16 protein-coding genes are annotated in these 14,563 nt (G+C 33.9%); 7 read left to right on the forward strand and 9 right to left on the reverse strand.

Annotated elements, in window-relative coordinates:
- The first annotated feature begins 77 nt into the window (after nt 1-77).
- The gene (locus AAGD59_RS04090) at nt 78-1,253 is read left to right on the forward strand and encodes a CCA tRNA nucleotidyltransferase (RefSeq protein ID WP_015588983.1); all 1,176 of its coding nucleotides are present in this window, start codon (nt 78-80) and stop codon (nt 1,251-1,253) included.
- On the opposite strand, the gene AAGD59_RS04095 is transcribed toward AAGD59_RS04090, so the two are convergent.
- The 4 genes from AAGD59_RS04095 to AAGD59_RS04110 all read right to left on the reverse strand — a co-directional run bounded on the left by AAGD59_RS04095 (nt 1,237) and on the right by AAGD59_RS04110 (nt 4,756).
- Entirely contained in the window at nt 1,237-2,931 is a 1,695-nt protein-coding gene (locus AAGD59_RS04095; RefSeq protein WP_341812877.1) for a hypothetical protein, read from the reverse strand. The two genes, AAGD59_RS04090 and AAGD59_RS04095, sit on opposite strands and share 17 nt — an antisense overlap.
- Before the next feature lie 218 nt (nt 2,932-3,149).
- Nucleotides 3,150-3,683 (reverse strand): HK97 family phage prohead protease, encoded by a 534-nt coding sequence (locus tag AAGD59_RS04100; protein WP_006280514.1) that lies wholly within the window; start codon nt 3,681-3,683, stop codon nt 3,150-3,152.
- A 250-nt stretch (nt 3,684-3,933) separates the two neighbouring features.
- Complete coding sequence (locus tag AAGD59_RS04105) at nt 3,934-4,266, reverse strand: hypothetical protein (RefSeq protein ID WP_044471216.1); 333 nt, start codon at nt 4,264-4,266, stop codon at nt 3,934-3,936.
- 55 nt (nt 4,267-4,321) lie between these two features.
- Complete coding sequence (locus AAGD59_RS04110) at nt 4,322-4,756, reverse strand: ankyrin repeat domain-containing protein (RefSeq protein ID WP_015588980.1); 435 nt, start codon at nt 4,754-4,756, stop codon at nt 4,322-4,324.
- A gap of 171 nt (nt 4,757-4,927) precedes the next feature.
- Here AAGD59_RS04110 and AAGD59_RS04115 point away from each other — a divergent pair, with 171 nt between their 5' ends.
- Together AAGD59_RS04115 and tatC are read left to right on the forward strand one after the other, a co-directional pair.
- On the forward strand, nt 4,928-6,025 hold the full coding sequence (locus AAGD59_RS04115; protein ID WP_174516762.1) for a type I glyceraldehyde-3-phosphate dehydrogenase: 1,098 nt from the start codon (nt 4,928-4,930) through the stop codon (nt 6,023-6,025).
- The gene (gene tatC / locus AAGD59_RS04120; RefSeq protein WP_015588978.1) at nt 6,022-6,783 is read left to right on the forward strand and encodes a twin-arginine translocase subunit TatC; all 762 of its coding nucleotides are present in this window, start codon (nt 6,022-6,024) and stop codon (nt 6,781-6,783) included. The genes AAGD59_RS04115 and tatC overlap by 4 nt, the downstream gene beginning before the upstream one ends.
- Nucleotides 6,784-6,836: 53 nt before the next feature.
- Here the strand turns inward: tatC and AAGD59_RS04125 are convergent, their stop codons facing one another.
- Nucleotides 6,837-7,292, reverse strand: a complete 456-nt coding sequence (locus AAGD59_RS04125) for an arginine repressor (RefSeq protein ID WP_015588977.1) — start codon at nt 7,290-7,292, stop codon at nt 6,837-6,839.
- A gap of 125 nt (nt 7,293-7,417) precedes the next feature.
- Here AAGD59_RS04125 and AAGD59_RS04130 point away from each other — a divergent pair, with 125 nt between their 5' ends.
- Genes AAGD59_RS04130 through AAGD59_RS04140 form a run of 3 tightly spaced genes read left to right on the forward strand, consistent with a single transcriptional unit; the run spans nt 7,418 to nt 9,424 of the window.
- Nucleotides 7,418-8,152 (forward strand): ABC transporter substrate-binding protein, encoded by a 735-nt coding sequence (locus tag AAGD59_RS04130; protein WP_015588976.1) that lies wholly within the window; start codon nt 7,418-7,420, stop codon nt 8,150-8,152.
- The gene (locus AAGD59_RS04135) at nt 8,152-8,799 is read left to right on the forward strand and encodes an amino acid ABC transporter permease (protein ID WP_007548901.1); all 648 of its coding nucleotides are present in this window, start codon (nt 8,152-8,154) and stop codon (nt 8,797-8,799) included. Before AAGD59_RS04130 ends, AAGD59_RS04135 begins: the two co-directional genes overlap by 1 nt.
- Nucleotides 8,792-9,424, forward strand: a complete 633-nt coding sequence (locus AAGD59_RS04140) for an amino acid ABC transporter ATP-binding protein (RefSeq protein WP_227738583.1) — start codon at nt 8,792-8,794, stop codon at nt 9,422-9,424. The genes AAGD59_RS04135 and AAGD59_RS04140 overlap by 8 nt, the downstream gene beginning before the upstream one ends.
- Nucleotides 9,425-9,814: 390 nt before the next feature.
- Here the strand turns inward: AAGD59_RS04140 and AAGD59_RS04145 are convergent, their stop codons facing one another.
- The gene (locus tag AAGD59_RS04145; RefSeq protein WP_015588975.1) at nt 9,815-11,014 is read right to left on the reverse strand and encodes a phage major capsid protein; all 1,200 of its coding nucleotides are present in this window, start codon (nt 11,012-11,014) and stop codon (nt 9,815-9,817) included.
- 48 nt (nt 11,015-11,062) lie between these two features.
- Here AAGD59_RS04145 and AAGD59_RS04150 point away from each other — a divergent pair, with 48 nt between their 5' ends.
- Nucleotides 11,063-11,356 (forward strand): hypothetical protein, encoded by a 294-nt coding sequence (locus tag AAGD59_RS04150; RefSeq protein ID WP_010962608.1) that lies wholly within the window; start codon nt 11,063-11,065, stop codon nt 11,354-11,356.
- Between the two features lie 192 nt (nt 11,357-11,548).
- Here AAGD59_RS04150 and AAGD59_RS04155 read toward each other — a convergent pair whose 3' ends face one another.
- Genes AAGD59_RS04155 through AAGD59_RS04165 form a run of 3 tightly spaced genes read right to left on the reverse strand, consistent with a single transcriptional unit; the run spans nt 11,549 to nt 14,423 of the window.
- Nucleotides 11,549-12,346: a hypothetical protein gene (locus AAGD59_RS04155; RefSeq protein ID WP_015588974.1), complete on the reverse strand. Its 798-nt coding sequence runs from the start codon at nt 12,344-12,346 to the stop codon at nt 11,549-11,551.
- Nucleotides 12,347-12,395: 49 nt separating this feature from the next.
- On the reverse strand, nt 12,396-13,070 hold the full coding sequence (pyrF, locus tag AAGD59_RS04160) for an orotidine-5'-phosphate decarboxylase (RefSeq protein WP_006280567.1): 675 nt from the start codon (nt 13,068-13,070) through the stop codon (nt 12,396-12,398).
- Nucleotides 13,071-13,100: 30 nt separating this feature from the next.
- Nucleotides 13,101-14,423, reverse strand: coding sequence for a hypothetical protein (locus tag AAGD59_RS04165; protein WP_015588973.1), 1,323 nt, complete (start codon nt 14,421-14,423; stop codon nt 13,101-13,103).
- Nucleotides 14,424-14,563 lie beyond the last annotated feature (140 nt).

Consider the following 14,563-nt stretch of genomic DNA (forward strand, 5'->3'; position numbering starts at 1 on the left):
ATAGCCCTGTATATTTTTATATAGGGGTTTGTGCAAGCATTTCATATAATATGAACTTGCAGTATGTACTAACCTAAATGCAAGTTGACCAGGAGACTAGTTTAATTATTGATGCCATAGAGGAATTTGGTGGTGAGGCTAGGCTTGTCGGCGGATGTGTGAGAGACTCAATTTTGCAACGTGATGTCCACGACATCGATTTAGCTACTAATTTGCTTCCTGATCAGGTGATGAAAGCGCTAAAACTCCGTAATATAAAAACTATTCCAACTGGCTTAAACCATGGAACTATTACTGCAATCTTAAATCAGAGGTCTTTTGAAATTACGACACTAAGGCATGATGTGAAATGTGATGGTAGGCATGCAAAAGTAGAATTTACCAATAATTGGCAAGCTGATGCTTCAAGGCGTGACTTTACATTTAACGCTCTATATGCAGATAAGCATGGCCATATATATGACTACTTTGGTGGCATTGAGGATTTAAAGGCGCGAAGGTTAAACTTTATAGGCAACGCTGAAGATAGAATTAAAGAAGACTATCTACGTATTTTAAGAGCATTTCGTTTTCATGCAAAAATATGTGCCGGAGATTTGAGTGATGAAATACTAAGCGTATGCAAAAAGCATTCGCATATGATCCAAAACCTCTCTGGAGAGAGAATAAGAGATGAAATACTTAAATTGCTGGAGTGCAATGATCCTTTTCCAACACTTAAGAGCATGCAAGAATCTGATGTTTTGCAAAAGATTATCCCAAAAGAAGTAAAATGCGAAATTCTGTCTTCGTCACTTCTTTTCGGCACTGATGTGCTAGTAAAATTAGCGTTACTCCTTAGGACTACTAAAAAAAATGACAGGCTAAGTCTTGGAGAATACATAATCATGTTTCTACGTCTTTCGAACAAGCAAAAGAAAAAGCTGCTATTTTTACTATCCAACGATATCAAAACAGAACTTTCAGAAAAAGAGCAAAAAAAATACATATCTTTATTTGGTAGAGAATTATATTGTGATTTAGTAAGAATTTGTGGTGTTGAGTCTGGAGAAAATGTTGATGAATATATTTCATTTGCTAATACATTCAATATTCCAAAATTTCCTTTATCTGGTGATGACTTGATAGGTATAGGTCACCAGCCAGGAAAAAGTTTAGGTAGAAACTTGGAATTGCTAAAACAACATTGGGAAGATAGCTCCTACACTTTAACAAAAGAGGAGCTGGTGCTTTATGCTAAGAGCCTATTCTAACTGCTTTCTGACTGTTCAATGAATGTATGCTTGCAATATTAGGGGAACTCATAGAGGAATTAGGTATATGTTCTTTTTTAGCTTTTTCTGTTAATTGATATTCGTTTACTCCTCCTTGAGTTTGATTACACATTCCCTGATCTGGAGATAAAAATTTATCTCTTATGCTTAATGCCAGTTGTAACTCTTGAATCTTATTTGAAAAACATTTCATTTTAGCCTCTGTTAATTTTCCTGTAACAATTTCTTTAAGCAATTCTCCTGAGTCGTTATTATTATTATTCTTGCTATTAAAGCTGTGCAAGATAGAGTCTACAATCTTATTTACCCCTTCTTGTTTGTTAAATTCTAATTTTTTTACGCATTTTCTAACAGAAGGTGACAACTTGGCTTTTAACGTGTCATCTCGTAGTTCTTTACCCATATTTTTTCCAATGTTACAATGTTCGTTGACAACTTCTTTAACCTTAGCTTCTATGATCTCCCTTGCGGATTGTTTCAAATTACTTTCTAATAATTCAAGCAGCTTACTGCTTTCAAATTTGCCATCATCTTGATTTGATAGAGACTTTATAGTTTCATTAAGCACGTTATGGCAAAAGTGTTTCTCTTTAAATTCAGGAAAACCTTTTTTTAACTCCTCGTTTTTCCCAGATAAAAAGTTATTGAGACCCTTGTCCCTAGAAAGCTTATTGGGCAAGTTTCGTAATTTTGAAAGAGTTGATTTTGCAGTAGATACTGTACTCACTGCACCTGCCTTTTTAGCCAATTGACCTTCTTTTGCTTCCTGTAGTTTCTTAGTGTCAGCTTTCAATTGACCTTCTAAATCAATCTCCAATTGTTGTTTAGATTCTTGAACACTTTGTAATTGCTTCCCCAAGTTCTCCATTTCACCCAATTGAGCAGTCAATGTATTCACACTTAATCGTAGAGCTTTGTTTTCATGACCTAAGTCACTGACTTTATTTTCTAATTCAGTATTTTTGTCTTTAGCCTGACACAATTTATCAGTCTGTGATTTAAGTAAAGCCACTAATTTGCTAGCTTGCCATTGTTGATTCAATTCAATTAATTTATCCTCCTTGTCCTTTAACCTACTCTTAAGTTCTATTATTTGTGCTTGCAGACTTTCATTATCTTTCCTAGTAGCTTCAATTTCTTCTCCTTGCTCTCTTATTATCATGTATTGATCAAATATAGTTTTCTGTTGTTCATCAACTTTATCCTGCATTGCTTTTTTATCTTGTTTGTATTTGGTTAGTTCCTCTTCTCGTTCGCCTGCATCTTCTGTAAGTCCCTTATAACTCTTTTCAAGTCCTTCAATTGCAGATCGTAATTCTCTATTTTCTTCTTTTAAGGAAGCATTTTGTAAACGTTCAAGTTCTAATTCCTGATTTATGCCCTCCAGCTGTTCTTCTAATGCTTCATCATCTTCCTCTGTTATCAATGCTACTCCATCAGTCTGAACCCCTCCATCTTTGTTTATCACTACACTTTGGCTCTCTTTCTCTACAACTTCAGGTTTTAAGTCAACTTGAACACTTCCATCTATTGTCTTAAAAGCATCAGTTTGAACTTCATTGTTTGCAGTAGTTTTATCGTAGTACAAAATATTTTCTGCCCATCTATATTCCATCTCTTGGGCAATATTCGTCCAATCGTTTTTAGATATAACCAAGCAAATACAGTAGACCAGCTGTATTTTTTTTCCTTTCGCTTAATATTAATTTCATAATTAACCTTATTATTAATATTTAGCATAAAATTACCTTATTTTTTAACTTTAATTTACAGAAAATTTTAATAGTAATAAAGTTATATATATTAGTATAAATGTTAAACAAATACTAACACAGGTGTCAAATTATGGTAAAGTCTTTGCCCGCCTAATACACTTTAAGCAGAAATGTACATGTCTGCAAGTACAGCATTTGCTTTTTCTATCGCTCTTGCTAACACTTCCTGTTCATTGTTCTGATTTTTCACATTGATTACCTGAGCAGCCAAGTTTGCAGGAAAAGTGACCAAACTGACTTCCCATAATTCCACTTGTTTTAACACTCTAGCTCCACTTTTATGATCAACATCATACTCTATAGGTATATAGCCGATGGAAAGTCCGTTAATTGCCCCAGTTTTGAGCATCAAATACACTTCTTCTGCTTTCTGAATACCCAAAAGTAAATGTGCGGTTATATACAGGCCAACATCATTTTCATAAATATCTATGATGCTACCTATAGGTTCGTCAGGATTATGCTGCCAAAGGAGTTTTATTTTATTTCTGTTTAAATTTTCCTTAAATGCTCCGGGCAATATCAGATCATTTTGTTTATCAACTATGTTAAAAACGCTCGCATAACCAGAAAATACACCGTTTTCTCCTATACTTTTTATTGACAATGGTGAATAGAGAAATTTCTTATTCATAAGGCCTCCTGTAGGTTATAGTATTGGGAATTCTGTTTGCACAACGCACTGCAATGTCAAATCTATTATATGCAGTTCTCTAAAAAGGGAAAGTATTTTTTTTAGTTACAAAATAATAAATGAGACTATGAAAGCAATAAAGATCCCAGCGTCACGCGCTGGGATGACAGTAGGAAAACTCAGATGTGAAAGCACTCAATAACAGTCTAGAAAGTATTGAGATATGAGAAAAATCTGTACTCAGGTAACATCAACAATTGATATCTCTAGACAAATTTGATCCTACTTTTACTTCTGACAGAATAGAGATAACGTTCTCTTGTATTTTTTTATATCTAGCGATTTCTGATTCATTTTTTTGCACTTCCAATCTATTATGGAGTAAACTAGAAACATCTCTTACTAACGTAGAAATGTTTTGTGCGGCCTTATATGCTATTGTTCCAATAATAAAGCTAGCAAAGGTATTAATTCTATCAGTAGTAAAATCAGAAAAGTTTGACATGTTGGCATGGAAAACAGGAATGCAAGTAAGACTACCAGGACCATTATAGTAATTACCTTTAATAGCATTAATAGCCATCAAACTCACAAAGCTAGTAATACACCCAACAATAAAAGGTCTCTTATCACTGTGTCTAAGGGTCCAAATGTTGGAAAGCATCTCTTATATTAGTAATTCTGCGTATTATTTCGTAGATATGTGAAACATTAGCATTATTACTTAATGAAATTCTCCTAGATTGTTCAGATTTTTCCTGTATTCTATTACTAATTTCACAATTAAAGTCATCAATGCTTATACCACATGATGTTAAAATACGAACCATATCTTGATTGTCGTTTTCTGATGCAGAATATAATGCTGTCTCATCCTTATAATCACGAAAATTGACATCTCCTCCACTTGATCTATAAACGCTAATTATAAACTCTTCTAAGCTCATCTTATGATTTTCTTCCAAATACCTTGACACTTCCTTAAAATATTCTTTATCGGTAGCAAGTTTGTGTAGAAATGATTGGCCTGAAATTTTTTCTAATTGATCTATAATGATCCTCTGTAATAACATAATTAGCCTCCTATTAAAGTTTCAATACTATTGATAAAATGATACAGTATTATAGTTCTTTAGTCAAGGTGAATATTAATATATTAAGGTTAAAACTGCCAATTAGCAGTCAAAAGAATAAAATGAAATATCAAGTGATATCCTCTATAATTAAATTTTTTGAATGAAGAGATGACGGTTCGCGTAGGAATTAATGGTCTGGGTAGAATAGGCAGAGGCGTATTGCGTGCTATTTTCGAAATAGAAGAATATAGCAAACAAATAGAAGTTGTAGCTGTCAATGGATCGCTCAGTGCAAAGCAGCATGCACATTTGATTAAATATGATTCTGTTCATGGCAAATTCAGTGGTGATATTGATTTTAATGAGTCTCAAAATTGGATTTCTATAAATGGCAAAAAGTTTTCTTTATATAGAGAGCGGAATCCTGAAAATATTCCTTGGAATGTTGATGTAATACTTGAATGTACTGGTGCATTCAATAAACGTGAAGAAGCAATAAGGCACAATGCAGAGAAAGTAATTGTCTCTGCTCCAGTTCCGGATGCTGATGTCACTATAGTTTATGGTGTGAATGACGATATGCTCGAAAAAGAGCATAAAGTGATATCAGCAGGTTCTTGCACTACAAATTGCCTTGCTCCGATTGTGAAAGTCCTACACTCCAGTTTAGGTATAAAAAGCGGTTTTATGACTACTATACATGCCTACACGAATGATCAAAATGTTCTTGATGGTAATCATAAAGATTTGCGTAGAGCAAGGGCTTGCGGATTATCTATGGTGCCAACTACAACCGGGGCAGCAAAAACAATTGGTTCTGTCATCCCTGAATTAAAAGGAAAACTAGATGGCACTGCCGTCAGAGTTCCAGTTAGCAATGTTTCTATGGTTGATTTTAAATTTACGACTGATAAGAAAGCGACCGTTGAAGAAATCAATGAAATATTTAAGGATGCAGCTCTCTCCTCTACGTCATTCCAGCGCATGACGCTGGAATCTAATTTCTGGATCCCAGTGTCAGCTACTCGGATGACATCAGAGGGTACTAGGATGACAGAGGGTTATCCAATGTCAAATGTACTTTCTATATGCGAGGAACCTTTAGTCTCAATAGATTTTGTGCATAACCCTTATAGTGCAATTGTGGATTTAACTGGTACATATGTTACAGGTGATATATGCAGGGTTGCAGCGTGGTATGACAATGAGTGGGCTTTTTCGCTGAGAATGTTAGACATAGCATTATTGAGCTATAGTAAAGTATGAACTGGAACTCAAGCAAATACGCCTCATTTTATGAGCACTTTGCGGAACTCAGAAAAAGAGTTATCTTTTGCTTTCTATTTTTTTGCGTTGCTTTTGGTTTTTGTTATTACTTTAAGGAAAATATATACCGTTTTTTACTCGCACCTTTAATAGAAGCAACAAAAGGTAGCGAAGGTTTTTCTTTAATTTACACAGACTTAACAGAGGCATTTTTTGTGTATCTCCAAGTTGCAATAATGAGCGCACTTTTGTTTTCTTTTCCTGTGTTTGCATGGCAATTTTATATGTTCTTAGCACCTGGGTTATATAAAAGTGAAAGGGCAGTGTTGTTGCCATACTTGATTGCAACACCGGTTTTATTTGTAACGGGAGCTACTGTAGTCTATTACTATATATTTCCTTTAGCCTGGAAGTTTTTCATCACTTTTGAACATAGTGGGAAATCTTTCGGTATACCAATAGAGTTTATGCCATCAGTTAGCGAATATTTAGACCTCGTTCTCCAATTTATGTTTGCTTTTGGCACTGCATTTCAAATTCCAGTAATACTCACATTAATGGTGAGAGTTGGGCTACTGACTGCACAAAGTTTGTCAAATAAACGTAGAATTGCAATAGTGGTAATTTTTATTATCGCTGCAATCTTAACTCCACCTGATGTATTAAGCCAAGTAGGGCTTGCAATACCTATGCTGATTCTATATGAATTGTCCATTCTGATATGTAGGTATATTGAAAAAAAGAAGACAAAGATTTAAACAAAGAAATCCCTCTTATCTCCTTTATATCACATTTTTAACTTACAACATTCTTATTCAGGACTTAAATATGGAAATGTTTCATAAATTGATTGTAATACTTTGTTAAGTTCAGCCTTACTTTTGATGATCAATAATACTGTATCATCACCTGCTATAGTTCCTATAATTCCTATGTTTTTGCTATTATTTAATGAATAAATAACATACTTCTGATCTAGAAAGTAAGCTAGGCTGCTAGCTTGTCCTGGTTGAGTGTGTAGTACTATTAAACCAAAATCCGAAATTTGCATATTAAGTATTAATGGTAATCGATATTGGTTGATGTCAATTACTTTATACATACCAGCAACTTTGGCAATTTTAAGTTTTTTTAATTTTCTTGATAAAGTAGCCTGAGGAATGTTGTGCCCTCTTTCTTTAAGCAAGATCTGTAAATCGCTCTGCTCTAAAATTTCGTGATTTTGAATAATATTTAAAATATGTTCACCTAGTGTGTTGTCATGCATTATGCATTTTCCTCATATTGAATATGTAATAAGTATATTTGAAATTATATTCATTATTTCTTGACTATTCAATTTTTAATGTCTATATTCATAAGATGAATAAAATATGAATATAAATTAGTAATATGAAAAAATATATTTTAAATGCTATTATAGTGATAAGTATTCTATTAACAGGATGCAAGGAAAATAAACACGATAATATCATTAGATTTGCAATTTCTGCAGATTATCCACCTTTTGAATATTATGAAAATGGTAAATTTACTGGCTTTGACATTGAGCTTGCTCAATTAGTAGCAAAAGAGTTAGGTAAAGAAGCGATATTTAAAGATATGCAGTTTAGTACTATATTTGCAGCATTGCAAAGTAATTCTGTAGATGCTGCTATATCTACTATTGGTAGCACAGAAGAGCGTGAAAAAAATTTTGATTTTTCAAATAGTTATTATACAGGGGAATTTGGTATTCTATATCACAAAAATAAACCCATAGCCGGTATAAACAACTTAACTCGCAAGAAGATAGCCGTTCAACTAGGAACTGTCATGGAAATTTGGCTAAAAGAGCATGTTCCTACAACAGCTCAAATTATTGCTATAGACAATAATAATCAAGCTGTAGAAACATTAAAGTCTGGTCATGTTGATGGCGTCCTAATTGATGAATTCCAAGGTAAAGTATTTAGCAAAAAAAATCCTGGTCTATCATGGTCAGCCACTGCCAAGTTAGATGGTGGTTATGTTATTGCTGTGAATAAAGGATCTGCTTTAAAGGATAAAATAAACGAGGCATTAAAAAGTTTAGAAAGTAAAGGTGTAATACAAAAAATAGCAGAAAAATGGCTAGGAGATAACTGATGCAGGAATTAATTTCTAATTTCTTGTTTGTTGGAACAGGCCTTGCCTTTACTTTAAAATTATTGATTGGAGGACTGCTTTTAGGTATGAGTCTAGGAGGGTTATTTTCAGTACTCAGATATAATAAGATCTGTATTCCATTAATTAATGGAATTATATCTGTAATACGTGGCACCCCCCTTATATTACAGTTAAGTGTTGTTTATTTTATGACTCCAACCATTGCAGGAATTAAATTAAACATATTTAGTGCTGGCATTATAGCATTTGGTCTAAATAGCTGTGCTTATATTGCTGAGATTTTACGAGCTGGTATTGAAACTATATCAAAAAACCAGTTTGAAGCAGCTAAAACTTTACAAATACCTAGTTTCTATATGTGGAGAGATATTATATTACCACAAGTTATTAAAAATATTCTTCCTGCAATGATAAATGAGATCATTGCACTCCTTAAAGAAACGGCATTAATCTCTACTATTGGTGGTGTTGATATTATGCGCTCTGCGCAAATGCTTGCAGCAGAACAATTTACTTATTTTATACCACTTTGTCTTGCTGGGGCTTATTATTACGCTCTTGTATTACTAATTGAATATATAGGCAAAAAGATTGAACAGAAAGGTATATATGATAAAAATGCATAATGTTTGTAAATTATTTAATAATGTTCCAGTACTTAATAATATTAACCTGATTATAGAACAATCTATAGTTGGTCTTGCTGGTCCTTCTGGTAGTGGTAAATCAACATTGTTACGTTGTATACAAAAACTCGAAGTTTTAGATTCTGGTAGCATTGAATGCAATGATAGTACTGGTTTTGTATTTCAGGATTTTCAACTTTTCTCACATATGACTGTCTGGGAAAATCTTACATATGCTCCCAAACTTAAAAACAAAACTCAGGATCAAAGTGATTCACTACTTGAGTCTTTGGGTATTGCCTCTAAAAAAAATGATTACCCTAGTAATCTATCCGGTGGGCAAAAACAGCGGGTTGCGCTTGCCAGAAGCTTAATGATGAATCCAAGGATTCTATTATGCGATGAGCCAACGTCTGGTTTAGACGTAGCAACAATAGTCGACGTTGTGGAACTATTACAATCAGTTAGAGATATGGGTATTACTATGATTATCGCTTCTCACAATTTGGATTTTTTAACAAAAATATCAGATCGGATTATTCTGTTAAAAAACGGAAAAATAATTGTAGATATCAATCCTAAAGAAATTGATGAACCAACAAACTATTTAAAAAATAATTATTAAAAGAGAATCACTCATATCATACTGAGAGCTATAACAGATTTTAGCATCGAAAATTACATAATATACATTATGGAAAACAAAATTACATAATGTAAGAAGCAATGCTAAAAATAAAATCACATAATATAGCAAACTATAGCTAACCCAAGAAAGGTTTTCCTACGTCATACCGCCGCGATATCTCAGCATAGATTCCGCTAACAAGTAGCGGAATGACGAATTTTTGTTTTTCAAACTGTCGGTAAATCTAAGTCAGTTTAGCTATATGTGTCAAGCACTGGGATGACACCCTCCTGATGGGCCAAAATCACAATGTTCGTACAGTTATGGAATGAATCGCGGTATGACGTGTTGCTTTGATCAGCTATAAAGATGATGCTGCGGAAGTTTTTAGTACTTGCTCGCAACTTTCAACAATTTAATAGCACTGGTGTTTACAACCTCTCCGCCGACACGCTTAGTGACAAAAAACCTCACATAAGGTTTATTCGTATAAGAGTCTCTTAATATTCTCATTCCTCTGTTATCTACAATCTTATAAGCTTGTTTGAAATCTGCCATCGCAATTACTGGTAGCTGATTGTTTGGCGCTGGTGGCATATCGGCAGATTGATATACTGGTATTCCCATTAAAGTATCTGGAGCTTCAAGCGACAGACTTGGCTGCCAGAGATACTGACCTGTTTGAGATTTTAGCAGCCTGATATCCTTCAACGTACTCCTGTTTATCAAAAATGACGCATTTTTGGAATAATATTCGTCCAGAGAGTAATACAACATCATTATTGAATCACTATCTAATTTTTCAGTTTTAACTTGCTCTATTTTATTATAACTGTTTCCATTTTCATAAGCTAAAATTCCTTTTGGTTGAAAAGTGCCCTCACCCTTAATGAAGGCTTCGCTTTCTTCCTTACTAAAAGTCTCGGCAATCTTTTCCACCAGCCAACTCTCAACATCGACAAACGCATCATCGAGTAACTTTTGTGATATTTGTGGTTGAGCATATAACTCGTAAGTTGTGACGGAAATCTTTTGGATTTTGGGCGTGTCCGTATCTTTTGCAAAATCATACTTAGACTTATTGCCACCGTTCTCATCATCTACTGTTTCACTGCTCCAACCTGCACCGGCGCGGTCAAAATCTTCTATAATGTAATCCAATGTTTCAGTAGAGATTCTTTGACTGGAGCATATTTGTCGCATTGGGGACGAATCAGTTACGCGCTTGTTTATGCGTTTTACAATATGCGGAGTAACTAGATACCCTCCGATATCACTGTCATCTCCACTGAGGGTTTTGTGTGATAAACCGCTTTCCATTCCCTTGCGGATATAATCAGAAAAATATTTATCGCTTGTGCTAAAATCTGTATTTACTTCTGGGCGTTGAGCTGCAGTTTCGATCAAGTCTAAACGCTCTTTGCAACTATCAATGGCATTATTTACCTTGCATAGCTGCTCAATTGTTGCAGAATCAGCACGCCCTTTGCTTTCAATTTCTTTTAGTTTGCGATCATTTATTAATTTAAATTGCTCCCATGATGAAGCGAGTTCATTGATACGGTGAGCGATATCGGTAAGTGACATAATAGCCTCCTTTGAAAATGAAATAAAAATGGAAATAAGGTAATAGGAATGGCATCCATAGATGTTTCCCACAGTTGTACGAATATTGCAATATGGTACATAGTAAACGATGTCATTCCAGTGCTTGACACTGGGATCCAGCTTCTATGCAACTTAATTAAAAACGTTTGTTTTAGCGTAAGACAACTACCTTTAGCTCATCAGCTCAGTTATAAGCAAAATTTCTGGATTCCAGTGTCAAGCACTGGAATGACATCATCTGTTGTGCAATTTACCTTTAAAAATGAATATCCGTACAGTTATGTGCTTGGCACTGAAATGGCATCATTTTTTATCTGTTGAAAATGTAAACCGAAAAATAGCGTGGCACTTTGTGCCACGCTTAGTACTGTAAGTTTAATCCAGTAATTAAATTAAGCGAGGTAAAATAAAAGATAATGACACTATATAATGTTCGTTCTTTTATGTCAAGCACTTTTTTGAATTTTTTTGGTGATAATTTTTATCCAGTTATTTTATTATTGTAGTATAATTTCAATGCCAGATACTATCATTATGATCACTATCTAAATTTAAATCGTAATTATCATCAAATTTATATATCCCCTCCATCTCTTCTCTATGCAATTCATGTGAATCACCTAAAGCTTTTTGATTAGAAACGTCAACACAATACTGTAACAGTGCTCTTAATGCTCCAGCACTATCTTGATCTAAATTAAAATTGCTAAAATCAAATTTCTGCATACTCTCCACATGTCCTTCTCTACATAACCTACATATCTTAGCAAAAGCCCTTTCACTTTCTCGACTCCAAGCATTAAGAAAGTAAGGATCTACTACTTTGCTAAATTGTTTCTCTATCTCTTCAAGAGAGCTCTCTGGATTAAGTTCTAATATTACTTTGAAAATCCCACTGCCATGGAATCTATAAAATTTACTAGATAAGCTATCTTTTACAAAATTAACTGCATCATCTATTGTAACACCAGAGCGAGATTCAAATATCATCTCAAATGCTCCATAACAACTATCAATACCAAAATTAATTATTTTTTCCATAAAATCAATTACCTCTTCTAAGGAAATTTGTGGCTTATTCCTCAAGATAACTTCTAAACTCTTGACAAAATTATGCCCATGCTGACCCATAGCATGGGTTTTCCCATTTATTGTATAATGATATAGCTTCTTATTTTCTATTATATGCTTATTGCACTGGTAGATATGTAGCTTATTCAATTTGCCAGAATATTCCTCTATTTCCTTATCTGGTAATTTTGAGCGGAATTCCTTGATTACTTCGCGTATTATTCTATTGATATTACTCATGCTTATTCCTAATTAATATGTTAGTATTTTTATAAATTAAGTTATTATATTAAAATTCTTTCATGGATTTCAATATTAGCTCCGCACTACTTGTAGTTTTTGTAATGGGTCTGCCAATGACGATATAATCAGCTCCTGAATTTATTGCTTCTTTTGGTGTTGCTGTTCTTTTTTGGTCGTCATGACCTGGATCTATACGAATTCCTGGAGTAATAATTTTAAAGTCTTCACCGCATTCTCGGCGCACTTCTTGAGCTTCTAGTGCAGAACAGACTACTCCATGGAGTCCAATCTTTTTTGCAAGCTTTGCAAGCAAAATTACCTGTGATTTTGCCTCTCTTGCTACTCCAAGCTCGTTTAAATCCTCATTGCTCATACTAGTTAGCACTGTCACCCCAATCAGCTTTATTTTTGTGCCTTGCACTACACTTAGCGCTTCTTCAAGCATTTTTGTTCCACCGCTGATGTGCAGAGTTAACATTTCAATGTTCAGAACTTTTATTACTTCAACTGTTTTGGCTACAGTGTTTGGAATGTCATGCAATTTCAGATCTAAAAAAATTGGTACATTGCATTTTGCAACTTCTTGCACTCCAGAAAGACCTTGAGCAGCAAAAAATTCTAATCCCAGCTTTACCATGCCAACTTTACCACGCAGAGCATTAGCTAGAGAAATAGCCTTATTTAAGTCTTGTGTATCCAGTGCGCATATTATTGGGTTCATTATCTTGCATGATTTATCTTATAATAAGACTCATTGTTGTGTTTTGCAAATACTTTCACTCTGATTGAACTGACTGCGTTCATAAGATTCTGTCAATAGTGAATTTGGCAACTTGGTCGGGGTGGATGAGCGACTGACAAATAATGATTCATATCCAAGATCTTCCAGCGAAGAAGAAGGCGTTTCGTCTGGCAAAAGCCGTGCAATTTCTCCTTGTAACGCAGACTTTAATATTTGAATCGTATCTAATATTGCTTTTCCATCATTATTTCTTATTGGTTCTTCTATATTGTCTGTTACGCATCTTATCAACAGTTGCGCAAAATTCACTTGTTTTTCTTTCTCTTTCAAAAAATCTTCTATTTGACTGTCTCGTTCTAAAAGTGAATTTCTTAAACTTTTTACTTCATTATTACAATCTTTTCTTATCCCATCTAACTCAAAAGATTGATTTTTAATTAAACCATTTGCTTCATCTAACTCTTCAAATTTCTCTTTTAATTCTTTAGATAAATTTTTCTTTTCTTTGTTGACCTCTTTAATTTTACATTGTAGCTTATCTAAGTTTGCATGCAGTCTTTCTTGTTCTTCACGTAATTCCTCTACTTCTTTAGAAAATCTATTTTTTTCCTTATTCAATGCCTCTACTTTTTCACTAAGTTCATGTTTTTTCTCACGTAGTGCCTTTTGTACTTCACGTGACGTTTCTATTCTATCATTTAACCCCTTATTCTCTAGCTCTAAATGTTTATTATCATCCACTTCCATCTTCAGCTTTGCAATAAATCTACTTCTTTCTTCCAACTGTTTCTTTAAACATGAGATTTCAAGTTTTAATTTCTCTTCCTGCTCATTAAGCTTACCTATTTCCTTTCTTGTTTTGTCCAATTCATTGTCTATTTCAAACGTACGATTCTTTGCTGTTTCTAATTTTTTCTCTAAAGATTTTTTTTCTTCAAGAAGAGATTCTCTCTCAACTTCTGACTCATTTACTTTCTGATTCAATTTTTTTGCTCTCTTGTCTAAATTTTGCTTTTCTCGAGTTAATTCATGTTTTAATTTTTCCACTTCTTTGTTTGCAGCTTTTTCAGCTTCCTTTCCTAGAGTTATTTTATTTTCCAACTCTTGCTCTTTCTGAGCGAATTTATTTCTCTCAACCTCTATTTTTTTATTATTACTAATTATTTTATACGAAAGTGCAAGCACCAAAACAGATAATGTAGCTAAAGCAAGAATTAGAGGAAGAGGCACATTAGAAGTTACAATAAGCGCTAAAGATGTAAGTAACGTAAGAGTAGCTAAGGAACTAGCTACAAAATAAAATGCATTAGCCTCACTAAGCAAATTGCTCATTACTCCCCTCCCCCCCACGTTCAGCAGTCTTGTATATATTTATTAAAATTCTCTTATCTGTGGAGGAATTATAGTGCTGCACCTACAACAAACTTTCCTTTTTCAGCCTGCTAGCTAAAAATAGCTAAGGTTTTATGTAT

Origin of the sequence: Wolbachia endosymbiont (group A) of Cephus spinipes, from assembly GCF_964026895.1 — a bacterium.
Classification (GTDB): Bacteria; Pseudomonadota; Alphaproteobacteria; order Rickettsiales; family Anaplasmataceae; genus Wolbachia; species Wolbachia pipientis.